The following is a 20,211-nucleotide window of genomic DNA, read 5'->3' on the forward strand; positions in this document are numbered from 1 at the left end:
TGCGAAGGCCGCCGGTAGAATCGCCGCGTGACGTTTCCCATCGATCCGCTGCTGCCGCGCATCCGCGCGTCGCTCGACGTGCATCCGCGCCTGGTGCTGGAGGCGCCACCCGGCGCGGGCAAGACCACGCAGGTGCCGCCGGCGCTGCTGGAGGCGCCGTGGCTCGAGGGCCGGAAGATCCTGATGCTCGAGCCGCGCCGCGTCGCCGCGCGTGCGGCCGCGATGTTCATGGCGAAGCAGCGCGGCGAGGACGTCGGCCACACCGTCGGCTACCGCATCCGCTTCGAGAACCGCGTTTCCGCGCAGACGCGGATCGAGGTCGTCACCGAAGGCATCCTCACCCGCATGCTGCAGGACGATCCGATGCTCGAGGGCGTCGGCGCGATCCTGTTCGACGAATTCCACGAGCGCCACATGGCGGCCGACCTCGGCCTCGCGCTCGCGCTCGACGTGCAGGCACAGCTGCGCGAGGACCTGCGCAGCGTGGTGATGTCCGCGACGCTCGACGGCGAGCGGCTCGCGACGTTCCTCGACGCGCCGCGGCTCTCCAGCGAGGGCCGCGGCTTTCCGGTCGACATTTCGCACTTCCCCGCGCGTCGCGACGAGAAGACCGAGCACCAGCTGCGGCGTGCGATCGAGCACGCGCTCGCCGCGCATCCCGGCGACGTGCTGGTGTTCCTGCCCGGCCAGCGCGAGATCGCACGCGTGCATCAGCTGGTCGAGCATGTCGATGCCGAGGTGCTCGCGCTGCACGGCGAGCTGCCGGTCGAGCAGCAGTCGCGCGTGCTGCAGCCGTCGCCCGATGCGCGCCGCCGCGTCGTGCTCGCGACCAACGTCGCCGAATCGAGCGTCACCCTGCCCGGCGTGCGCGTCGTGATCGACACCGGCCTCGCGCGCGAGCCGCGCTTCGATCCGGTGAGCGGATTCTCGCGGCTGGACGTCGTATCGATCGCGCAGGCCTCGGCGGACCAGCGCGCCGGCCGCGCCGGCCGCGTGTCGGAGGGCTGGGCGTATCGGTTGTGGCCGCAGTCGCAACGGCTGGAGGCGCAGCGGCGGCCGGAGATCGCGCAGGTCGACCTGTCGGGCCTCGCGCTCGAGCTCGCGCTGTGGGGCGGCGAGCTGCGTTTTCCCGATGCGCTACCGACCGGCGCGCTCAACGCCGCGCGCGACCTGCTGCAGCGGCTGGGCGCGCTCGACGGCACGACGGTGACGCCGCTCGGCAAGCGCATGCTCGCGCTCGGCACGCATCCGCGGCTGGCCGCGATGCTGCTCGCGCCGCGCGACGCACGCGAGCAGGCGCTGGCCTGCGACCTCGCCGCGCTCATCGAGGCGCGCGATCCGTTGTGGGCGTCGCCCGGCCGGCCGCGCAGCGACGCGCTCGCCGATCGCTGGCAGGCGCTGGCCGCATTCCGCGCCGGCCGCGTGCCGGTCGATGCCTCGCGCAGCGCGCTCGCGCAGATCGACCAGGCCGCGAAGCAATGGCGCCGCCGCCTGCGCCTCGACGCATCGCCGCCCCCGCATGCTCCCGCGCACCTGCTCGGCGACGTGCTGCTGCACGCGTTTCCCGATCGCATCGCGCGCCAGCATCCGGCCGACGCAGTGCGTTACCAGCTCGCGACCGGCCGCACCGTGCGCCTGTTCGACGACTCGCTGCTGCGCGGCGAGCCGTGGCTGGTCGTCAACGAGCTGCGCGACGAGCTGCGCGACGCGCGCATCCTGCAGGCCGCGCCGCTCGACGAGGCCCGGCTGGAACGTGAATTCCCGCAGCGCTTCGTCAACGAGGATCGCGTGGTCTGGGACGCCGCTGCGCGCGCGATCGCCGCGGTGCGCGAGCGTCGCTTCGACCGCATCGTGCTGGAATCGAAGCCGCTGCCGCGGCCGGATCCGTCGCGCTATGCGGATGCGTTGGTCGACGCGGTGCGCCAGTTGGGAATTGATGCGTTGCCGTGGACGGAGTCGCTGCGGCAGTGGCGCGCGCGTGCGCTGCCTGCGTGCGTGGATGCCGGAACTCGCCGACGCGCTGCCCGACCTGTCCGACGACACGTTGCTCGCGACGCTCGACACGTGGCTCAAGCCCGCGCTCACCGGCAAGACGCGCCTGGACGCGTTGTCGGAACAGGATCTCGGCGAGGCGTTGAAGTCGGGCGTCGACTGGACCACGCGCCCGCGCATCGACGCGCTCGCGCCGCTGCGCATCGCCGTGCCGTCCGGGCTCGAGCGCGCGATCACGTACGCGGTCGACGCGGACGGCACGCCGCAGTCGCCGGTGCTCGCGGTGAAGCTGCAGGAACTCTTCGGCTTGGCCGACACGCCGCGCATCGCCGACGGCCGCGTGCCGATCACGCTGCACCTGCTGTCGCCCGCCGGGCGCCCTCTGCAGGTCACGCAGGACCTGCGCGGCTTCTGGGAGCGCACGTCTCCGGAAGTGAAGAAGGAAATGAAGGGCCGCTACCCGAAGCACCCGTGGCCGGACGATCCGTGGACGGCCACCGCGACGCATCGCGCGAAGCCGCGCGGAACCTAGCCGCCGGCGCGGCCCGGCACGGCGGCTGCACGCATCGCGGAACGCCGCGCCGTGCGAACCGGCAAGCAGCCGTTCAGCCCCATGCCGCGCTTGTCACGCCGTTTCGACGAACCCGGCGGAACATGGTGCGCCTCACCCTCAAGGACATCGATATGACTACGCTGGATTCCCTGTCCGAACGCGCACTGGGCCTGGCCGGGCACGCGGGTGATTCGCTGCGCGGGCTCGCCCCGAAGGCCTCCACGCTGCTCAATGCCGGCATGAAGATGGGCGCTGCCCGTGCCGGCGCGCGCGCCGGCCTGATGGTCGTCCGTCGCAATCCGGTCATCGCCGTCGCCACGCTCGCCGGCGCCGGCCTGCTCTGGTATGCCGCGCGCCGCCGCGCACGCCGCGCCGAGGCCGGCAATGGCCAGACGCTGGAAGGCAGCTCGCGCCGCATCGAGACCCGCTCGGGCGACAGCGAAACGGCCGGTCGCACGCGCACCCGCGCCCCGCGCAAGGCGGCCGGCACGCGCCGCGCGTCGGGCAGCCGTTCGCGCACCGCGAACCGCGAGTCGCGCACGGAGCACTGAGGCCCCCGTTTCAGCCGACGGTCGGCCCGGGCCGACCCGCGATGCCGCCGGCTTCCGGCGGCATCGTCGTTTCTGGACCGTGGACGCAGTCGCGCGCGCGATTGATCGATCGGCGCGTCGCCGCGTGATGGGTCAGGGAATCGCGAACGATCGATCCGGTCCGGGCGGCCTGCCGATCCGGCATCGGCCCACGCGCGAGCCGGTGGCGGCGGCGTCAGGTCGCCTGCGGCAGCTCGATCACGAAGCGCGCGCCGCCGTTCTTGCGGTCCTCGTACCAGAGCTGCCCGCCTGCCTTCTGGATGATCTGCTTCGCGAGCGACAGGCCGAGACCCGAGGAGATGCCGTCGTCGCCCTCGTGCAGGCGCACGAACGGCTTGAACAGCTCGCGCTGCTTGGAGGCGGGGATGCCGGGGCCGCGGTCGGCCACGACGAGCTGCCAGTAGCCCGGCGCGCCGGGCAGCCCGGCGATCGTGAGCTCCGCGTCGGGCGCGTACTTCATCGCGTTGGTGATCAGGTTCTCGCTCACCTGGCGCAGCACGCGCTCGTCGATGCGCACGTGCACGTCCTGCGCCGGGCGCTGCACCTGCACGTGGATGCCGCGCGCCTCGAGCTGGTATTCGTAACGCTGCACCAGCCAGTCGATGGTCTCGGTAAGCGACGCGCTGGGCGCGGCGGCGCCGTCCTCGCCACGGCCCGCGCTTTCGAGGTACTGGCGGATGTAGCCGAGCGCGTCGGTCGCGCTCTCGTGGATCATCGACATGTAGCGCGGCACGCGCTCGGGCTTGGTGGCGCCGCTGATCAGCATCTCGCTGGCGAACAGCACCGACGAGAGCGGGTTCTTGAGGTCGTGCGCGACCAGGTTGACCAGCTCCTGGCGCTCGCGCGCCACGCGCTCGAGGCGGTCGCGGGTGAGCTTCAGACCCACGTGCGCGGACACGCGCGCGAGCAGCTCCTCGGGCAGGAAGGGCTTCGTGACGTAGTCGACCGCGCCGGCGTCGAACGCGCGCAGCAGCAGGTCGCGGTCCTGCGCGGCGGTGACGAACACCACGGGCAGGCTCGGCGGCGCGGCGCCGGCGCGCATTTCCTCGAGCACCTGGAACCCGTCCATGCCCGGCATCATCATGTCGAGCAGCACGAGGTCCGGCGGGTCGGTCTCGCAGATGTCCAGCGCCTTCGGGCCGCTGTCGGCGGTCACCACCTCGTAGCCCTGGCGCGACAGCAGCATGCCGACGACGCGCAGGTTCGCCGGCTGGTCGTCGACGACCAGGATCCTCGCGGCGTTACCGGTGGAAGTGACCATTCGTTCTCGCGCTCGTGCGCCGTCCGTGACGCATTCAGGAACCGTCGACCTTAGCAGACGGGTTCCGGTTTATGCCGTGAGACCTATTCAGTTTCGGTGAACGATTCACCGCCTCCTTCACGCGTCGAGGCGACGCCACGCGCCGGGCGCGAGTTCGCCGAGCCGATGCGCGCCGATCGCCACGCGCACGAGCCGCAGCGTGGGCAGCCCGACCGCGGCGGTCATGCGCCGCACCTGGCGATTGCGGCCCTCGGTGATGATGATCTCGAGCCATGCATCGGGCACCGTCTTGCGGAACCGCACCGGCGGGTCGCGCGGCCACAGCGGCGGCGCGTCGACGCGGCGCGCCTGCGCCGGACGGGTCGGTCCGTCGGTGAGTTCGACGCCGCGCCGCAACGCCTCGAGTTGCGCGGGCTGCGGCTCGCCCTCCACCTGCACGAGGTAGGTCTTGGGCTGCTTGTGGCGCGGGTCGGTGAGGCGGTGCGCGAGCGCGCCGTCGTCGGTGAGCAGCAGCAGGCCCTCGCTGTCGTGGTCGAGGCGGCCGGCCGGGTAGACGTCCGGCGGCAGCCCGAAGCCCGCGAGCGTCGGCCGCGGCGGCGTGCTGCGATCGGTGAACTGGCAGAGCACGCCGTAGGGCTTGTTGAAGGCGATCAGCATGCGGAGGCGGAAATCCGGGCGTCCGCGGCGTCGCGGCGGTTCTGGCGCCACACCACGATGCCCGCGGCGAGATACAGCGCCGCCATCGCCGCGGGGATCGCCACGTTCGCGACCGACGTCGCCCCGGCCTGCAGCGCCGCGCCCGTCGCCACGCTCGCGACGCCCAGCGCGTGGTACGCCGGCGCGCGGTACAGCCAGCCGTAGGGCAGGAAATGCGCGCCGAGCGACGCCGCCAGCGCGAATGCGACGAGGTCGGTGCGCAGCCACAGCAGCGCGACCAGCAGCGGCCAGCCGAGCATCTGCCCCACCGTGAGGGCCCCCACCAGCCCGCGCAGCTCGCTGCCGCGCGCGGTGAGGTCGCCGCCGAACGCGCGGTTGCACAGCCAGCCGGCGGGGTACACCAGCGCACCGCCGACGAGGAAGCACACGCCGAGCGGCGTCGGATCGAGGCCCGCGAACCGCGCGACGCCCGCCACCGCCAGCCAGAACGCGGCCGAGGCCAGCGTCATGCCGACGCCGCGGCGGGTGATCGCGACCAGCCGCGCGCGCGCGATGCCGAGCGGCACGCGCGCCGCCCAGCCCGGCAACGCCTCAGGCACGCGGCTTGACGAAGCGCAGCGTCATGCGATCGCTCTCGCCGATCGCCTTGTACTTCGCGTCGTCCTTGGCGTCGTGCTGGTTGGTCGGCGGCAGCATCCACACGCCGCCGGGATGGTCCTTGGTATCGCGCGGGTTCGCGTTGACCTCGCTCTGCCCGTCGAGCACGATGCCGGCGGCCTGAGCCATCGCGATCACCTGCTGCTGGCCGACGTAGCCGGACTTGTCGTCGGCGGCGACGTCCGCCTTCGCGCGGTGCTCGACCACGCCGAGCACGCCGCCGGGCTTGAGCACGTCGTAGAAGCCTTTGAACATCGACGGCGCGGTGCCGGCCATGCGCCAGTTGTGCACGTTGCGGAAGGTCAGCACGACGTCGGCCGAACCGGCCGGGCCGAACACCGGCGCCTTCGGATCGAAGCCGACGATGCGCGCGCGGTCGTAATGCGCGGGATCCGCGGCGAACTTCTGTGCGAGCACGTCGCGGTTCTTGGCGTAGTAGGCGCGCGACTTCTCGTTCGATTGCGAGGCCGGATCGACCACCGCGGCGACGTACTGGCCGTTCCCACGCAGGTAGGGCGCGAGGATCTCGCTGTACCAACCCGGCGACGGCGTGATCTCGATGACGGTCTGGTCGCCGCGCACGCCGAAGAAGCTCAGTGTCTGCTTCGGATGGCGCCAGGCATCGCGCGCTACGTTGGCGGGGTCGCGCCACGCGCCGGCGATCGCCTCGTCGAGCGCGGCGCCCGTCCCGTTGGCGACCATCGAGGGCGCGGTATCGGCCGGCGTGCTGGCGCAGCCGGCGAGGAGCAGGGACGACGACAGCACGGCGAGCAGGAGCGGGCGCATGGCGGCTTCCGGTAGCGACGGGTGGCCGCGAGCTTACCGCCAGCGCACGGCCGCCTTCGAATCGACACGCGGTCGGCATCGGCCTGTCATGCGGGCGCGCCAGGCTGGCGTGGATCCGACACGGAACCGCGCCATGCCCCTCGACGACGAACACGACCCCGCCGCCGTCTTCTCGCCCGGGCACTGGCCGGTCTTCGGGCACGCCGCGCCGTGGCGACCGGCCCGCGTCCACGCCGCGCCCGGCGAGGCCCCGGCCGCCGACACCGTCGACCAGGAATTCGAGGAGTACTTCTTCGAGTGAGGCGGACGCCGGGCGGAGGCAGCGGACGCCCCGCCCGGCGACGGGCCTCAGCCGCGCAGGCCGTCGATCACCGCGTTGAGCGTCGGGCTCGGGCGCATCGCCGCCGCCACCTTGCCGAGGTCGGGCTGGTAGTAACCGCCGATGTCGACGCCGCGGCCCTGCACCTCAACCAGCTCGCGCAGGATGGTCGCCTCGTTCTCCGTCAGCGCCTTCGCCACGGGTGCGAAGCGCGCGGCGAGCTCGGTGTCCTTGGTCTGGTCGGCCAGCGCCTGCGCCCAGTACTGCGCGAGGTAGAAGTGGCTGCCGCGGTTGTCGAGCTCACCGACCTTGCGCGCCGGCGACCGGTTCTCGTCGAGGATGCGGCCGTTGGCGACGTCGAGTGCATCGGCCAGCACCTGCGCGCGCGGGTTCTTCGCGTGCTGGGCAAGGTGTTCGAGCGAGGCGGCCAGCGCGAGGAACTCGCCCAGCGAATCCCAGCGCAGGTAGTTCTCCTCGACGAACTGCTGCACGTGCTTGGGCGCCGAACCGCCGGCGCCGGTCTCGAACAGGCCGCCGCCCGCCATCAGCGGCACGATCGAAAGCATCTTCGCGGACGTACCGAGCTCCATGATCGGGAACAGGTCGGTGAGGTAGTCGCGCAGCACGTTGCCGGTAACCGAGATCGTGTCCTGGCCCTTGCGGATGCGCTCGAGCGAGAACGTCATCGCATCGACCGGCGACAGGATGCGGATGTCGAGTCCCGACGTGTCGAACTCCTTGAGGTACTGCTCGACCTTCGCGATCAGCTCGCGGTCGTGCGCGCGGGTCGCATCCAGCCAGAACACCGCCGGCGTGTTCGACAGGCGCGCGCGGCTCACGGCCAGGCCGACCCAGTCGCGGATCGGCGCGTCCTTGGTCTGGCACATGCGGAAGATGTCGCCCGCTTCGACCGCCTGCTCGAGCAGCACGTCGCCGTTCGCATCGACCGCGCGCACGGTGCCCGCCGCCGGCAGCTGGAAGGTCTTGTCGTGCGAGCCGTATTCCTCGGCCTTCTGCGCCATCAGGCCGACGTTCGGCACCGAGCCCATCGTGGCCGGGTCGAATGCGCCGTTCGCCTTGCAGTCCTCGATCACCGCCTGGTAGATGCCGGCGTACGAGCGGTCGGGGATGATCGCCTTCGCGTCCTGCAGCTTGCCCTCGGCATTCCACATGCCGCCGCCGTCGCGGATCATCGCCGGCATCGATGCGTCGACGATCACGTCCGACGGCACGTGCAGGTTGGTGATGCCCTTGTCGGAGTTGACCATCGCCACGGCCGGGCGCGCGTCGTAGACCGACTGCAGGTCCGACTCGATCGCCAGGCGCGTCGGCTCGTCGAGCTGCGACAGGCGCGCGTACAGATCGCCGATGCCGTTGTTGGCATCGAAGCCGATGCGCTCGAGCGCGGCGGCGTGCTTCTCCAGCGCGGCGCGGTAGAAGCGCTTGACCGCGACGCCGAACATGATCGGGTCGCTGACCTTCATCATCGTGGCCTTCAGGTGCAGCGAGAACAGCACGCCCTGCGCCTTGGCATCGTCGATCTGCGCGTCGATGAAGCGCGCCAGCTTCGTGGTGTTCATCGCCGCGGTGTCGATCACCTCGCCGGCCTGCAGCGCGAATGGCGCCTTGAGCTGCTGCGAGCTGCCGTTGGCCCCGACGAATTCGATGCGTACCTGCGTCGGCGCTTTGAGCGTCGTCGACGTCTCGCTGCCGTAGAAGTCGCCGCCGTCCATGTGCGCGACGTGCGACTTCGAATCCTTCGACCACGTGCCCATGCGGTGCGGATGCTTGCGTGCGAACGCCTTCACCGAGGCCGGCGCGCGGCGGTCGGAGTTGCCTTCGCGCAGCACCGGGTTCACCGCGCTGCCCTTGACGCGGTCGTAGCGTGCCTTGACGTCGCGCTCCGCGTCGCTGGACGGCTCTTCCGGGTAATCGGGCAGCGCGTAGCCGTGCGCCTGCAGCTCCTTGATCGCCGCCTTGAGCTGCGGCACCGACGCCGAGATGTTCGGCAGCTTGATGATGTTGGCGTCCGGCGTGGTCGCCAGCTGGCCGAGCTCGGCGAGGTCATCGCTCACCGCCCTGTCGCCGAGCTCCTGCGGGAACTGCGCGAGGATGCGCGCGGCCAGCGAGATGTCGCGCGTCTCCACCGCCACCCCGGCCGCGCCGGCGAAGGCCTCCACGATCGGCAGCAACGACTGCGTGGCGAGGTACGGGGCTTCGTCGGTGAGCGTGTAGAGGATCTTCTGGGTCGACATGGGGCACTCGCGGAATCGGGGCGACGACGCGGGGCGCCGGGCCGGGGGCGATGCGGGATCGCGGGATCGCGCATTGTCGCGGTTCGCGCCGGGGGCGGCAAAAGCGCGGGCGGACCGCTGTGTCCGCGGCTGCCGTCAGTGACCGCGCCGCATGGCCGCTTCGGCGGCGACGAAGGCGGCCGGCCAATCGGCGTCGAGTGCCCGTGTCCAGCGCCGCTCGCGCCAGTGCCCGCCGATGCGTTCGCCGAGCACGAGCCGAACGCGTCGCCCGTCGCTGGCGTCGACGGTCGCCTCGCGCAGCCTGAGCGGCCGGTCGCGGTGCCAGCCGTATTCGGCGGTCGTGCGGCCGCTGCCGCCGTGCGCCTCCAGGCGCAGGCGACGCCGCGCGCGGTCGACGTCGAAGAAGCCCGACGACCGCGCCTGCAGCGCACCGAGCGCGCGATCGACCTCGAAGCGCCCGCGTGCCGGGCGGTAGCGGTAGACGGTGTAGGACGGCGCGCCGCCGAGCGCGTCGCGGCCGGTGCAGAGCGCGAGGTCGTCGAAGCCGTCGAAATCGAGGTCGGCCACGCGCAGCACGTCGGGGCGCGCGACGTCGCGCGCGGCCTCGGGGAACGCACCGCGTAGGCGCTGCGGTCGCGCGCCGCCACGCGGCAGGACGTCGGCGACGAGCGTGCGCGGGCAGTCGTCGCGCACCTGGCCCGGTGCGCACCGCGCGTGGATCGACACGCGCACGTCGAACCGCGGCGATGCCGCGCGTTCGGTCCAGCCGCCGGCGATCGCGAGCGCCAGCACGACGTACGACAGGGTCATCGCAAGGCCTCCCGGGCGGCACGTGTCGCCGCCGCCGCGCCTGCCTAGAATCGCTCCGACCGGCGCGCCGCGCCAAACCCGTCGCAGGAGCAGGACATGGGCGTTCTGGATTTCATCAAGGGCCAGGCCATCGAGATCATCGAATGGACCGACGACTCGCGCGACACGCTGGCCTGGCGCTTCCCCGACGAGGACCGCGAGATCAAGAACGGCGCGCAGCTGATCGTGAGCGACAGCCAGGCGGTGCAGTTCGTCGCCGCCGGCCAGTTCGCCGACCTGTTCGGGCCCGGCAAGCACACGCTGAAGACCGAGAACATCCCGATCCTGTCGCGGATCCTCGGCTGGAAATACGGCTTCGAGTCGCCGTTCAAGTGCGACGTCTACTACCTCAACACGCGCCTGTTCACCGGCAACAAGTGGGGCACCGCGAACCCGGTGATGATGCGCGACGCCGACTTCGGCCTCGTGCGGCTGCGCGCGTTCGGCACCTACGACTTCCGCATCGTCGACGCGCCGAAGTTCCTGCGCGAGGTCGCCGGCACCGACCAGAACTTCCGCCTCGACGAGTTCGCCGACACGATGCGCTCGCGCATCGTCAGCGTGTTCACCGAGGCGCTGGCGACGGCGAAGATCCCGGCGCTCGACATCGCCACGCGCTACGGTGAGCTCGGCGACGCGCTGCTGCCGGTGGTCAACCCGATCATGCAGGGCAAGTACGGGCTGGAGATCACCGCGTTCGTGGTCGAGAACGTGTCGGTGCCGCCGGAGGTCGAGCAGGCGATCGACAGACGCTCGGGCATGGCGGCGGTGGGCAACCTCAACGACTACGTGAAGTTCCAGATGGCCGGTGCGATGGGCCAGGGCGGCGGCAGCGTGGCCGCGGCGCCCGCCGAAATGGCGATCGGCTTCGCGATGGCGCAGCAGATGGCGCAGGGCATGGGCGCGACCGCGTCGACGCCTGCGGCCACCGTGCCGCCGCTCGACGTGCTCACGCCCGAGCAGGCCGCGCAGGCGCTCGGCGTGTCGGCCGAGGACGTCGTCGCCGCGCTGGAGAAGGGCGAGCTGAAGGGCCGCAAGATCGGCAGCGCGTGGCGCATCGCGCGCGCGTCGCTGGACGAGTACCTGCGCGGCGCCTGACGTGGTCGACGTCGTCCCGGACCTCGCGCACGCCACGCTCGACAAGCGCGCCTGCCCCGACTGCGGGGGCGACCTCGAGTGGAACGCCGCGAAGCAGGCGCTGGTCTGCCCGTACTGCGGCACGGTCGCGCCGTGGAAGCCGGGCGACGCCGCACCCGCGATCGCCGAGCTCGACCTCACGCAGGCGCTGGCGAAGGCCGACGACGGCGGGCGCGGCTACGGCGATGCGCGGCGCGAGGTGCAGTGCCAGAGCTGCCGCGCGATCAGCGTATTCGATGCCGATCGCGTCGCCGATCGCTGCGCGTTCTGCGGGTCGCCGGCGATCGTGCCGTACGCCGCGCTGAAGGAAGCGATCACGCCGCAGAGCCTGCTGCCCTTCCGCATCACCGACACGCAGGTGCGCGAATCGATCCGGCGCTGGTACGGCACGCGCTGGTTCGCGCCGAACAAGCTCAAGCGCGTCGCGCTCACCGACACGCTGCGCGGCGTGTACCTCCCGTACTGGACATTCGACGCGCAGGTGCACGCGGCCTGGACCGCCGAGGCGGGCCACTACTACTACACGAGCGAGCGCGTCCTGCGGAACGGGCGCTGGGAGACGCAGCAGGTCCGGCACATCCGCTGGGAGCCGGCGTCCGGCGAGCTCGACCACTACTTCGACGATGCGCTGGTGCCGGGCAGCGAAGGCGCGCATGCGGACCTCCTGCAGAAGATCGCACCATTCCCCACCACCACCGACCTCCAGGCCTATGCGCCCGAGTTCGTGCGCGGCTGGACGGTGGAGCGCTACCAGGTCGACCTGCGGCAGGCCGCCGACCTCAACATGGCCGACATGGAGCGCGCCGTGCGCGAACTGTGCGCCGCGCAGGTGCCGGGCGACACGCAGCGCAACCTCGAGGTGCACGCGACCTACCGCGGCCGCACCTTCAAGCACGTGCTGATGCCGGTGTGGCTGGTCAGCTACACCTATGGGCGCCGCGCGTTCCAGCTGCTCGTGAACGGCTACACGGGGGCGATCGCGGGGCAACGGCCGTACAGCGCGATCAAGATCGCGCTCGCGGTGATCGCCGCGCTGGTCGTGGTGATCGCATACATCTGGCTGGACAACGCGCGCTGAGGGCCGTCATGACGATCCGCTGGTACTTCGACTTCATCTCGCCCTTCGCCTACCTGCAGCGCGCGCGCATCCGCGAGCTCGCACGTACGCAGGCGATCGAGTACCGCCCGATCCTGGTCGCCGGCCTGCTGCAGCGGCTCGAGCACAAGGGCCCGGCGGAGATGCCGGACAAGCGCCGGTTCACCTATCGCCACGTGGTCTGGCGGGCACGCGAGCGCGGTGTCCCGCTGCGTTTCCCGCCCGCGCATCCGTTCAATCCGCTCGCCGCGTTGCGGCTGTGCATCGCGGCGGGGTGCAGCGATGCCGCGATCGACGCGATCTTCGACCACCTCTGGCGCGACGGCCTGCGCGGCGACGACGCCGCATCGCTCGCGCCCGTCGCGGAGCGCCTCGGGCTGGATGCGGCGACCGCGATCGCGGCTCCCGCGGTGAAGGCGCGGTTGCAGGCGAACTTCGAGGCGGCCGTGGCCGACGGCGTGTTCGGCGTGCCCACGCTCGTCGCCGACGGCGAGGTGTTCTGGGGCGAGGACGCGACGGCGATGTTCGAGGACTGGCGTCGCGATCCCGCCGCGTTCGAGCAGGGCGAGATGGCGCGCGTGGCGCAGCTTCCGGTCGGCGTCGCGCGCACGCCGCGCGCGGGCTAGCGCCGGCTGCGCAGGTTCTTGTCGACGATGCCGATGAAGATCAGCAGGAAGAACACCAGCCGCGCGACCAGGTAGGGCGCCGTGGCCTCGTCGCGCGCGCCCTGCCAGGCGAACGCCGCGCGGTTGACCGCCTCGAGGAAGAACGCCGAGGCGAACCACAGGAACAGGCGGTCGCGGCCGGTGCGCCAGAAGCGCAGGAACAGCAGGCCGGCCACCGCCGAGCCCATGCAGATCATGCCGAGCAGGAACAGCTGCATGTCAGCGGTCCTCCACGATCAGGCCGTAGACCAGGCTGCCGACCGCGAGCAGCGACAGGCCCTGCCGCAGTGGCCACAGGCGCACGTCCGGCCCGGGGAAGACGACGAAATCGAGGAACAGCACGATGTTCGCCACCGCCAGCAGGCCGAAGCAGATCGCGCTCCACACCAGCATGCGCGAGCGCGACCGGCGCGCGCCGAGGCCGAGCATCACCGCGCAGACCATCGCGGCCAGCGCGCACAGGGCATAGATCGTGGCGTTCATTCGTCCCTCCGCAGCACGAAGGCGTCGGCGAAGTCGCGCGCCTTGCGCTCCAGTCCTGAATGGATGATCTCGGTCACTGCCACGACGTGCCGGCTGTACGTCGCCGCGAGCTGGTCGACCAGCGCCGCGATCGCGGGATCGGCGGGCGCGTAGCGCACCGTGTCGCCTTCGACGCGCGCGAGCTGCTCGCGGCAGAGGTCGCGCACCAGCGTGTCGATGCGCGCATCGGGCAGGTACAGGCGCCCGGCGAGTTCGCTCCGCGTCCAGTCGCCATCGCGACCGTGCAGCAGGAGCAGCGCCTCGAGCATCGGAACCGAGTGGATCTTGGCGGCCACGAACCGGCGAAGGTCGGGCGCCAGCGGTGCAGCAGCCATGGGGTCATGCTCCCCCGCGGGTCCCGATGATGCAAGGCCTTGATCGGACTGGACATCCGTGCAAGGCCCGCATGCCGACCCGCCGGCGACGCCGGCGGGCCGGACGACCGGTCACTCGATCGGCTGGTCGAGCATCAGCTCGCGCACGAAACGCACCGGCGGCGCGCCGTAGCTCAGCACCTTGTCGTGGTAGGCCTTGAGGTTGAACGCCGCGCCTTCCTTCGCTTCCACCGCCTTGCGCGTGTCGTACTGCTCCTGCACGCCGACGAAGTAGGTCGGCAGCTGCGCGGAGCTGAGCTGCGCGCGCACCCACTTGCCCGCCGCCTCGCGTTCCTGCTGGAAGGTGTCGTGCATCATCAGGCGCATCGCCTGATCGCGGCTCCAGCCGTCGACGTGCACGCCCTGGTCGAGGATCGCGTTGCCGATCGTGCGCAGGTAGAACTTGAGCTGCACGAGGCGGAACAGCGGGTCGTTGTCCATGTAGCCCGCGTCGGTCATCAGGTTCTCGGTGTAGACCGCCCAGCCCTCGGCGAACAGGCCCGAGCGCAGCACGCCGCGCAGCGGCGACGGGTAGCGCGCCGAGTACGCGCCCTCGAGGTAATGCCCCGGCATCGCCTCGTGGATGGTGAGCAGGTGGATCATGCGCGAGTTGTATTCGCGCAGGAACGATTCGGTCTGCGCCTTGGTCCAGTCGTCCGGGATCGGCGAGATCGCGAAGTAGGTGTCCAGGCCCTTGTCGAGCGGGCCGGGCGAATCGGCATACGCGACCGCGACGCCGCGCTGGAACTCCGGCATCAGGATGATCTTGACCGGATCGTTGGGCACCGTGACGAGGTTCTTGTCGCGCACGAACTGCGTGGCCTGCGCCAGCGCGGCCTTGGCGGCGTCGACCACGCCCTCGCGCGTCGGATGCTCGCGGTAGGCGAGCTCGAGCGCGGCCTCGATGGCCTTCTGGCGCTGCGCGTCGGTGGGGTTGGCCGGCAGCGCGGGCGCGCCCTTCCTGCCTTTCAGTACCTGCTGCGCGATGCCGTACATCTCGCCGCGCACGCGGGTGAGCTCGGCCTTGGCACGGTTGCCGATCTCCTCGCGCGAGAGCGAGGACATCAGCGCGAACTTGAGCTTCTGGTCGTAGAGCTCGCGGCCGATGCGGAAATCGCCCTTCGCGTTCGGCACGAGCGTCTTGTCGAGCCATGCCTGCTGCTCGGCGACGGCGGTGCGCAGGGCGGCGACGGCGGCGTCGAGGCGCGAGCGATCCGCACCGGTCAGCTTGTCGGCGTTGGGCGCGATGAACTCGTCGACCAGCTGCAGCACGCCGGCGTTCTGCTTGGCCACCGTCTGCGCGTGGATCAGCGGCACCCGCGCGGGATCGAGGTTGGCGCGCATCTGCGCGAACAGCGCGGGCAGCTGCTCCATGCGCGCGGTGGCGGACTTCAGGCGTTGCGGCATCGGCGCGAACTCGCGCGCCATCAGGTTGTAGATCGCGCCGCCGGCGAGGCCGCTGTAGACCTGCGGATCCCAGGCCCAGCTCTGGAACGTCTGCATGTTCCAGATATCGCCCTGCAACTGGTTGCGCAGGATCAGCGCGTCGACCTGGTTCTCGCGCGAGAGCTGCGTGCGGTCGATCGCGTCGAGGCGCGCGAGCATCCGCGTGCTGAAGTCGACGAGCTGCTGCCGGCCCGTCGCGGACAGATCGTCCAGGCGGTCGTCGAAGCGGTGGTCGCCCAGCTGCGTGGCGGCGACCGGGTTGAGGCGCATCCAGCCGTCGAGCCAGTCGTTCGTGATCGCCTGGAAGCGGGCGTCGGCGGTCTGCGACGGCGCCGTCACGGCGGGCGGTGCCTCGGGCGCGACCGGGGCGGACTGGCAGCCCGCGAGGACGAGGGTGACGGCGAGGGCGAGGATCGACGCGCGCATGGCGGCTCCGGCAGGCGATGAAGCCGCCAGCATAAGCGTCGGCGCCGCCGCCGGCCCGCCGCGGTGCGTCAGGACGCCCGGGTATGCGCGCGTCGGCGCTCAGCCGCGCGTGCAGCTCGCGCGGTCGCCGCCGCCGTCGACCGGCGAGGTGGTCCAGTGCGCCGCATCGATGCGCTGCAGTCGCGTCTCGTACACCGCACGGCGCTTGAGCTGCGCGTCCTGCAGGCGCTGGCCTTCGCCCACGCTGATGCCGGGATCGGACGAGGACAGGAAGGTCACCCGTTGCACGGTGGTGCGCAGCACGTCGCCGGTGAGCGACCACGTGCCTTCGGCGCGGTCCTGCGTGGTGACCGGCGCGTGGCCGGGCCGCGTGATCACCGAGCGCGTGACGGTCTGGAAACGGCGATCGGCCTGGTAGGTGCTGTCGGTCGAGACCGCGACGTCGAAACCGCTGCCGTGCAGCGTGGTGGGCCCGCAACGCCAGCGCCCGACCACCGACGTGGCGTCGATCGGCGCAGTCGTCGCGCAGGCGCCGAGCAGGAGAAGAACGGGCAGGAAGGCGATGCGGCGCATGGGCGACGTCCGGTGAAGGGCGTGGACCCTTGTAGCGCGGCCGTCGTTGCGCGCGCGTGTTCGGCGCGCGGTCGACCGTCGGATGCGCACCGCGACGGGGGCGTCGCGGTGCGGTGTCAGGCCGCGATCAGGTGGCGGTCGTCGCGCCGCAGCACTTCTTGTACTTCTTCCCGCTGCCGCAGGGGCACGGCGCGTTGCGCTCCGGCGTGGCCTCGCGGCGCACCGGTTCGCGCGGCGTCAGCGCCTCGATGCGGTGGTGGTGCAGGTCGTTGAGCATGCCGGGCAGGCTGCCGATGATCTCCAGGCGCTGCTTGTACTCCAGCGGCGTGCCTTCGGCGGTCGGATCCTCGCCGATGATCTCTCCGCTCGCGAGGCGATCGAGCAGGTCGAAGATCTCCTCGATCCAGTCGTTCTCGTCGAGCCATTTCTCCCACGCGGCCTCGCGCAGTTCGACGCCGGCGAAGAAGCCCATCGCCCAGTCGCGGCCGACGTCGAGCTCGTCGTCCTCGTGCTCGTCGAGGTTTTCCGGCAGCCACAGCAGCGGCGCGTAGGTGTCGGGCAGGTCCTCGTCGCCGTGGCGCACGCGCTGCTCGGCGGTCGCGGCGTGGGTGGCGAGCAGCGCACGCACCTCGCGCGCCTCGTCCTCGTCCGCCCAGCGCGGCGGCGAGCCCCAGACCTGCGGTTCCCATTCCTCGAACGGGATCGTGTCCGGCGAAAGCGCGATCGCGGTCAGGTAGCCGTCCAGCGCTTCGAGGTTGAAGCCCTTGAAGGGCACCGCGCGCCGGTCGAGCAGTTCGGCCAGCTGCTCGATCTGGGCATCGCTGAGGGGCGGGGCGACTTTCATGGCGGTGCTCGGCACGGGGGGCGGCCATGGTAGTGCCCGCGCCGTCGCGAGGCGAAAAAAAAGCGCGGCTGAAGCCGCGCCGGAGAGAGTCGAAGGGGTGTCAGCGCACGTCGAAATCGCGCGTCTGCACGACGGTGCCGTCGTGGGTGATCTCGACGCGGTACTTGCCGGCCGGCCAGCCGTCGGGCTTGCTCACGTGGAATTCGTGGGTGGCGGCGGCGCCGGCGAGATCCTTGGTCTGGGTGTCGACCTCGGTGGGCGTGGCCATGCCGTCGGCGCCGAGGTAGGTCCAGCGCGCGCCGAGCTTGCCGGTCGCATTGGCCGCGGTGGTCACCGAGGCGTACAGCGTGTCCTTGGTGCCGAACGAGGTCATCGGGCTGGCGACGCGGTTGTCGGCGCCCACCGACGTGCCGAGCTGGACGTCGCTGATGACGTCGCCCGCGGCGGGGGCCGGCGTGGACGGCATCGGTGCGGGTGCGGCCGGCGGCAGGCCGGTGTCGGTGCCGGTCGAGGCGGGTGCGGGCGCGGTGGCCGGCGGCGTCTCGTCGTGCTTCTTGCAGGCCACGAGCGCGGTCGATGCGAGCAGCGCGACGGCGAGGAGGCGGGCGGTCGGATGGGCCATGGCGGTCTCCAGTCAGCGGTTGTCTTGGGCGGGGATGACGAGCACCTGTCCGGGACGGATCAGGTCGGGGTCGTCGATCTGGTCGCGATTGGCGTCGAAGATGGCGTGCCAGTGGCTCGCCTTGCCGTAGAAGTGGTGCGCGATGTGCGAGAGCGTGTCGCCCTTCTGCACGGTGTAGTGCTGCGCGCCGGCGACCTGGCCCGTGCCGCCGCCACCGCTCACCGTGCTCGTGCCGCCCTGCACGTTCGAGAAGTCGGGCTGCGACTGCGACGCCGGCACCGAGGAGCTGCCGCTGCGCACGTTGGAGAAGTCGGGGGTCTGCGGGGTCATGGCGGTCCACCTGTCACGGGTGGCGCCACGGTCTCACCGTAGTTGTTAAGGCGGCGGTTGCCCGCCGTGAACCGCCGCTTACATCATTGCCGTTCGTCGCGCGCCGCCGCAGGCGCGGGCACGCCTGCCGTCGCCCGCCACGGGTTGATGTCCAGGCCGCCGCGCCGGGTGTAGCGGGCTTCCACCGACAGCATCAGCGGGCGCGCCGCGGTCATCAGGTCGACGAAGATGCGCTCGACGCACTGCTCGTGGAACTCGCAGTGGTCGCGGAACGACACGAGGTAGCGCAGCAGCGCCGCGCGGTCGAGCGCCGCGCCGCGGTAGGTGACGGTCAGCCGCGCCCAGTCGGGCTGGCCGGTGACCGGGCAGTTCGACTTGAGCAGCTCGCTGGTCAGCGTCTCCTCGACGATGTCCACCGGCTCGCGCAGCGCCAGCAGGCCGGCATCCGGCGGGCCGTAGGTGGTGATCTCGGTCTCGACCGTATCGATGAGGATCGCCGAGCGCCGGCGGTCGATCGGCGGCAACCCGAAGTTGACCGACACCGTGCCGCCCGCCACCCGCGAGAGGTCGCCCGCGATGCGCTCGCGCACCTCCTGGTAGGTGTCGAACACCGTCGCGTTGAACGAGTTGAGGTAGAGCTTGAGCGACTTCGATTCGATCAGGTTCGGCGTGTCGGCGGGCACGCCGATCGTCGCGGTGGCCACGTGCGGCTTGCCGCTGCCGTCGAGCCAGGACAGCTCGTAGGCGTGCCAGCGGTCGTGGCCGATGAAGGGCAGCGGCGCGTCGATGCCGAGCCCGGCGCGGCCCTGCGCGCGCGGGATCGGGAACAGCAGCGAGGCGTCGTAGGTCGCCGGGTACTCGACGTGGCGGCCGAGCGGAATCGAAGCGTCGGTCATGGCGTCAGGCCTTCGGCGCCTCGAGGTAGTCGAGCGTGGCCTGCAGCATCGCGCGCAGGCCGACGTCGAGCGACTGCTCGTCCAGCTTGAACTCGGGCGAATGGTTGCCGGGCGCGGTGGCCGGATCGACGCCCGGGGCGGTCGCGCCGACGAAGAAGAACAGGCCGGGCACTTCCTTCGCGTAGTACGAGAAATCCTCGGCGCCCATCTGCAGCGGCGGCTCGATCACGTTGGCGTCGCCGACCACCGCCTCCAGGCTCGGCAGCATGCGCGCGGTCAGCGCGGGATCGTTGTAGGTGACCGGGTTGCCCTCGGTATCCGGCACGTTCGCCTCGACCGTCGCGCCGTGCGCGGCAGCGACGTGCTCGGCCACGTTCCTGAGGTCGGCGAACACCTTCTGGCGCATGCCTTCGTCGAAGGTGCGGATGGTGCCGATCAGCTTCACGTCGTCGGGAATGATGTTGTAGCGGATGCCGCCGTTGATCGCGCCGAAGGTGACGACCGCCGGCAGCTTCGCGATGTCGGTGCGGCGCGACACGATCGACTGCGCGCTCGTGACGATCTCGCTCGCGGTCACGATCGGGTCAACGCCGCCCCACGGCCGCGAGCCGTGCGTCTGCCGGCCCTTCACGGTGATGTTGAAGCGATCGCTCGCCGCCATTTCCGGCCCGCTGCGCACCGCGATCTGCCCGACCTGCACGGTCGAGAACACGTGCAGGCCGAAGACGGCGTCGGGCTTGAAGTCTTTGAACAGGCCTTCCTTCAGCATCAGCGACGCACCGCCGTCCTCGCCGACCGGTGCGCCTTCCTCGCTGGGCTGGAAGACCAGCATCACCTGGCCCGGCAGGTCCTTGCGCATCTTCATGAGCGACTGCGCGATGCCGAGCAGGATCGCCGTGTGCGCATCGTGGCCGCAGGCGTGCATCACGCCGGTCTGCTGGCCGTTGAACGTGGTGGTGACCTTCGACGCGAACGGCAGGTCGACGCGCTCGGTGACCGGCAGCGCGTCCATGTCGGCGCGCAGCGCGAGCTTCGGGCCCGGCCTGCCGCCCTGGATGATCGCGACCACGCCGTGGTGCGCGATGCCCGTGCGCGGCGTCAGGCCCATCTTGCGCAGCGCGTCGGCCACCGCCTTCGAGGTGCGCTCCTCGCGGTTGGACAGCTCGGGGTGCTGGTGGAAGTCGCGGCGCCAGGCCACCACCTGCGACTGCACGGCCTTCGCGGCGGCGTCGACCTCCGGGCGCGCGGCGGCCCGGGCCTGCGGCGCAGGGGCGGCGAGCGCGGCGACGAGGGCGGCGGACAGGACGGCGAGGCGCATGCGGGGGCATCCGGAAAACGGGCCGTCGATGCTACTCCAGAGT

At 71.4% G+C, this 20,211-nt stretch carries 21 protein-coding genes and 1 pseudogene; 6 read left to right on the plus strand and 16 right to left on the minus strand.

All coding sequences use genetic code 11. The features are described from left to right. The first annotated feature begins 27 nt into the window (after positions 1-27). A pseudogene (hrpB, locus tag E4F61_RS02205) lies at positions 28-2,524 on the plus strand (ATP-dependent helicase HrpB). Then, the gene (locus E4F61_RS02210) at positions 2,479-3,096 is read left to right on the plus strand and encodes a hypothetical protein (RefSeq protein WP_133477903.1); all 618 of its coding nucleotides are present in this window, start codon (positions 2,479-2,481) and stop codon (positions 3,094-3,096) included. Before hrpB ends, E4F61_RS02210 begins: the two are co-directional and overlap by 46 nt. 214 nt (positions 3,097-3,310) lie before the next feature. Here the strand turns inward: E4F61_RS02210 and E4F61_RS02215 are convergent, their stop codons facing one another. From E4F61_RS02215 to E4F61_RS02230, 4 genes are all read right to left on the minus strand, one after another. Continuing rightward, positions 3,311-4,396: a hybrid sensor histidine kinase/response regulator gene (locus E4F61_RS02215; protein ID WP_133477905.1), complete on the minus strand. Its 1,086-nt coding sequence runs from the start codon at positions 4,394-4,396 to the stop codon at positions 3,311-3,313. Positions 4,397-4,513: 117 nt separating this feature from the next. Next, positions 4,514-5,053: a pseudouridine synthase gene (locus E4F61_RS02220; protein ID WP_133477906.1), complete on the minus strand. Its 540-nt coding sequence runs from the start codon at positions 5,051-5,053 to the stop codon at positions 4,514-4,516. Next, positions 5,047-5,652, minus strand: coding sequence for a DUF7010 family protein (locus E4F61_RS02225; RefSeq protein ID WP_133477908.1), 606 nt, complete (start codon positions 5,650-5,652; stop codon positions 5,047-5,049). The genes E4F61_RS02220 and E4F61_RS02225 overlap by 7 nt, the downstream gene beginning before the upstream one ends. Further along, entirely contained in the window at positions 5,645-6,496 is an 852-nt protein-coding gene (locus tag E4F61_RS02230) for a class I SAM-dependent methyltransferase (protein ID WP_133477910.1), read from the minus strand. Before E4F61_RS02230 ends, E4F61_RS02225 begins: the two co-directional genes overlap by 8 nt. 133 nt (positions 6,497-6,629) lie before the next feature. Here E4F61_RS02230 and E4F61_RS14595 point away from each other — a divergent pair, with 133 nt between their 5' ends. Further along, entirely contained in the window at positions 6,630-6,797 is a 168-nt protein-coding gene (locus E4F61_RS14595; protein WP_162301368.1) for a hypothetical protein, read from the plus strand. A gap of 47 nt (positions 6,798-6,844) precedes the next feature. On the opposite strand, the gene E4F61_RS02235 is transcribed toward E4F61_RS14595, so the two are convergent. Together E4F61_RS02235 and E4F61_RS02240 are read right to left on the minus strand one after the other, a co-directional pair. Continuing rightward, entirely contained in the window at positions 6,845-9,070 is a 2,226-nt protein-coding gene (locus E4F61_RS02235) for an NADP-dependent isocitrate dehydrogenase (RefSeq protein ID WP_133477912.1), read from the minus strand. Between the two features lie 135 nt (positions 9,071-9,205). Next, positions 9,206-9,880, minus strand: coding sequence for an XAC2610-related protein (locus E4F61_RS02240; RefSeq protein WP_133477914.1), 675 nt, complete (start codon positions 9,878-9,880; stop codon positions 9,206-9,208). A gap of 96 nt (positions 9,881-9,976) precedes the next feature. Here E4F61_RS02240 and E4F61_RS02245 point away from each other — a divergent pair, with 96 nt between their 5' ends. The 3 genes from E4F61_RS02245 to E4F61_RS02255 are packed head-to-tail and all read left to right on the plus strand — an operon-like array spanning position 9,977 to position 12,778. Beyond that, positions 9,977-11,017: an SPFH domain-containing protein gene (locus E4F61_RS02245; RefSeq protein WP_133477916.1), complete on the plus strand. Its 1,041-nt coding sequence runs from the start codon at positions 9,977-9,979 to the stop codon at positions 11,015-11,017. 1 nt (position 11,018) lies between these two features. Beyond that, the gene (locus E4F61_RS02250; RefSeq protein ID WP_133477918.1) at positions 11,019-12,134 is read left to right on the plus strand and encodes a Trm112 family protein; all 1,116 of its coding nucleotides are present in this window, start codon (positions 11,019-11,021) and stop codon (positions 12,132-12,134) included. An 8-nt stretch (positions 12,135-12,142) separates the two neighbouring features. After that, a complete protein-coding gene (locus E4F61_RS02255; RefSeq protein WP_133477920.1) occupies positions 12,143-12,778 on the plus strand; it encodes a 2-hydroxychromene-2-carboxylate isomerase in 636 nt (211 codons plus the stop codon). Here E4F61_RS02255 and E4F61_RS02260 read toward each other — a convergent pair. The 10 genes from E4F61_RS02260 to E4F61_RS02305 form a co-directional block, all read right to left on the minus strand. Next, the gene (locus E4F61_RS02260; RefSeq protein ID WP_133477922.1) at positions 12,775-13,035 is read right to left on the minus strand and encodes a DUF5985 family protein; all 261 of its coding nucleotides are present in this window, start codon (positions 13,033-13,035) and stop codon (positions 12,775-12,777) included. The genes E4F61_RS02255 and E4F61_RS02260 overlap by 4 nt on opposite strands. A 1-nt stretch (position 13,036) precedes the next feature. Next, positions 13,037-13,300 (minus strand): DUF5985 family protein, encoded by a 264-nt coding sequence (locus E4F61_RS02265; protein ID WP_133477924.1) that lies wholly within the window; start codon positions 13,298-13,300, stop codon positions 13,037-13,039. Next, positions 13,297-13,674: a hypothetical protein gene (locus E4F61_RS02270; protein ID WP_133477926.1), complete on the minus strand. Its 378-nt coding sequence runs from the start codon at positions 13,672-13,674 to the stop codon at positions 13,297-13,299. Before E4F61_RS02270 ends, E4F61_RS02265 begins: the two co-directional genes overlap by 4 nt. 111 nt (positions 13,675-13,785) lie before the next feature. Further along, positions 13,786-15,585 carry a DUF885 domain-containing protein gene (locus E4F61_RS02275; RefSeq protein WP_133477928.1) on the minus strand — a complete coding sequence of 600 codons (1,800 nt, stop codon included), beginning with the start codon at positions 15,583-15,585 and terminating at the stop codon, positions 13,786-13,788. Between the two features lie 99 nt (positions 15,586-15,684). Next, positions 15,685-16,158, minus strand: a complete 474-nt coding sequence (locus E4F61_RS02280; protein WP_133477930.1) for a hypothetical protein — start codon at positions 16,156-16,158, stop codon at positions 15,685-15,687. Positions 16,159-16,285: 127 nt separating this feature from the next. Beyond that, the gene (locus E4F61_RS02285) at positions 16,286-17,002 is read right to left on the minus strand and encodes a UPF0149 family protein (RefSeq protein WP_133477932.1); all 717 of its coding nucleotides are present in this window, start codon (positions 17,000-17,002) and stop codon (positions 16,286-16,288) included. A gap of 100 nt (positions 17,003-17,102) precedes the next feature. Further along, positions 17,103-17,624, minus strand: a complete 522-nt coding sequence (locus E4F61_RS02290; RefSeq protein WP_133477934.1) for a hypothetical protein — start codon at positions 17,622-17,624, stop codon at positions 17,103-17,105. Positions 17,625-17,636: 12 nt separating this feature from the next. Next, complete coding sequence (locus E4F61_RS02295) at positions 17,637-17,954, minus strand: LysM peptidoglycan-binding domain-containing protein (RefSeq protein ID WP_133477936.1); 318 nt, start codon at positions 17,952-17,954, stop codon at positions 17,637-17,639. A gap of 83 nt (positions 17,955-18,037) precedes the next feature. Continuing rightward, complete coding sequence (queF, locus tag E4F61_RS02300; RefSeq protein ID WP_133477938.1) at positions 18,038-18,850, minus strand: NADPH-dependent 7-cyano-7-deazaguanine reductase QueF; 813 nt, start codon at positions 18,848-18,850, stop codon at positions 18,038-18,040. Between the two features lie 4 nt (positions 18,851-18,854). Beyond that, the gene (locus E4F61_RS02305; RefSeq protein WP_133477940.1) at positions 18,855-20,168 is read right to left on the minus strand and encodes a M20 family metallopeptidase; all 1,314 of its coding nucleotides are present in this window, start codon (positions 20,166-20,168) and stop codon (positions 18,855-18,857) included. Between the last annotated feature and the right edge of the window lie 43 nt (positions 20,169-20,211).

This window comes from Cognatilysobacter segetis (genome assembly GCF_004359965.1).
GTDB lineage: Bacteria > Pseudomonadota > Gammaproteobacteria > Xanthomonadales > Xanthomonadaceae > Cognatilysobacter > Cognatilysobacter segetis.

Coding starts and splice junctions, on each gene's coding strand:
- E4F61_RS02215 (WP_133477905.1), bottom strand. CDS start 4,396: ATGGTCACTTCCACCGGTAACGCCGCGAGGATCCTGGTCGTCGACGAC.
- E4F61_RS02220 (WP_133477906.1), bottom strand. CDS start 5,053: ATGCTGATCGCCTTCAACAAGCCCTACGGCGTGCTCTGCCAGTTCACC.
- E4F61_RS02230 (WP_133477910.1), bottom strand. CDS start 6,496: ATGCGCCCGCTCCTGCTCGCCGTGCTGTCGTCGTCCCTGCTCCTCGCC.
- E4F61_RS14595 (WP_162301368.1), top strand. CDS start 6,630: ATGCCCCTCGACGACGAACACGACCCCGCCGCCGTCTTCTCGCCCGGG.
- E4F61_RS02235 (WP_133477912.1), bottom strand. CDS start 9,070: ATGTCGACCCAGAAGATCCTCTACACGCTCACCGACGAAGCCCCGTAC.
- E4F61_RS02240 (WP_133477914.1), bottom strand. CDS start 9,880: ATGACCCTGTCGTACGTCGTGCTGGCGCTCGCGATCGCCGGCGGCTGG.
- E4F61_RS02245 (WP_133477916.1), top strand. CDS start 9,977: ATGGGCGTTCTGGATTTCATCAAGGGCCAGGCCATCGAGATCATCGAA.
- E4F61_RS02255 (WP_133477920.1), top strand. CDS start 12,143: ATGACGATCCGCTGGTACTTCGACTTCATCTCGCCCTTCGCCTACCTG.
- E4F61_RS02260 (WP_133477922.1), bottom strand. CDS start 13,035: ATGCAGCTGTTCCTGCTCGGCATGATCTGCATGGGCTCGGCGGTGGCC.
- E4F61_RS02265 (WP_133477924.1), bottom strand. CDS start 13,300: ATGAACGCCACGATCTATGCCCTGTGCGCGCTGGCCGCGATGGTCTGC.
- E4F61_RS02270 (WP_133477926.1), bottom strand. CDS start 13,674: ATGGCTGCTGCACCGCTGGCGCCCGACCTTCGCCGGTTCGTGGCCGCC.
- E4F61_RS02275 (WP_133477928.1), bottom strand. CDS start 15,585: ATGCGCGCGTCGATCCTCGCCCTCGCCGTCACCCTCGTCCTCGCGGGC.
- E4F61_RS02280 (WP_133477930.1), bottom strand. CDS start 16,158: ATGCGCCGCATCGCCTTCCTGCCCGTTCTTCTCCTGCTCGGCGCCTGC.
- E4F61_RS02285 (WP_133477932.1), bottom strand. CDS start 17,002: ATGAAAGTCGCCCCGCCCCTCAGCGATGCCCAGATCGAGCAGCTGGCC.
- E4F61_RS02290 (WP_133477934.1), bottom strand. CDS start 17,624: ATGGCCCATCCGACCGCCCGCCTCCTCGCCGTCGCGCTGCTCGCATCG.
- E4F61_RS02295 (WP_133477936.1), bottom strand. CDS start 17,954: ATGACCCCGCAGACCCCCGACTTCTCCAACGTGCGCAGCGGCAGCTCC.
- queF (WP_133477938.1), bottom strand. CDS start 18,850: ATGACCGACGCTTCGATTCCGCTCGGCCGCCACGTCGAGTACCCGGCG.
- E4F61_RS02305 (WP_133477940.1), bottom strand. CDS start 20,168: ATGCGCCTCGCCGTCCTGTCCGCCGCCCTCGTCGCCGCGCTCGCCGCC.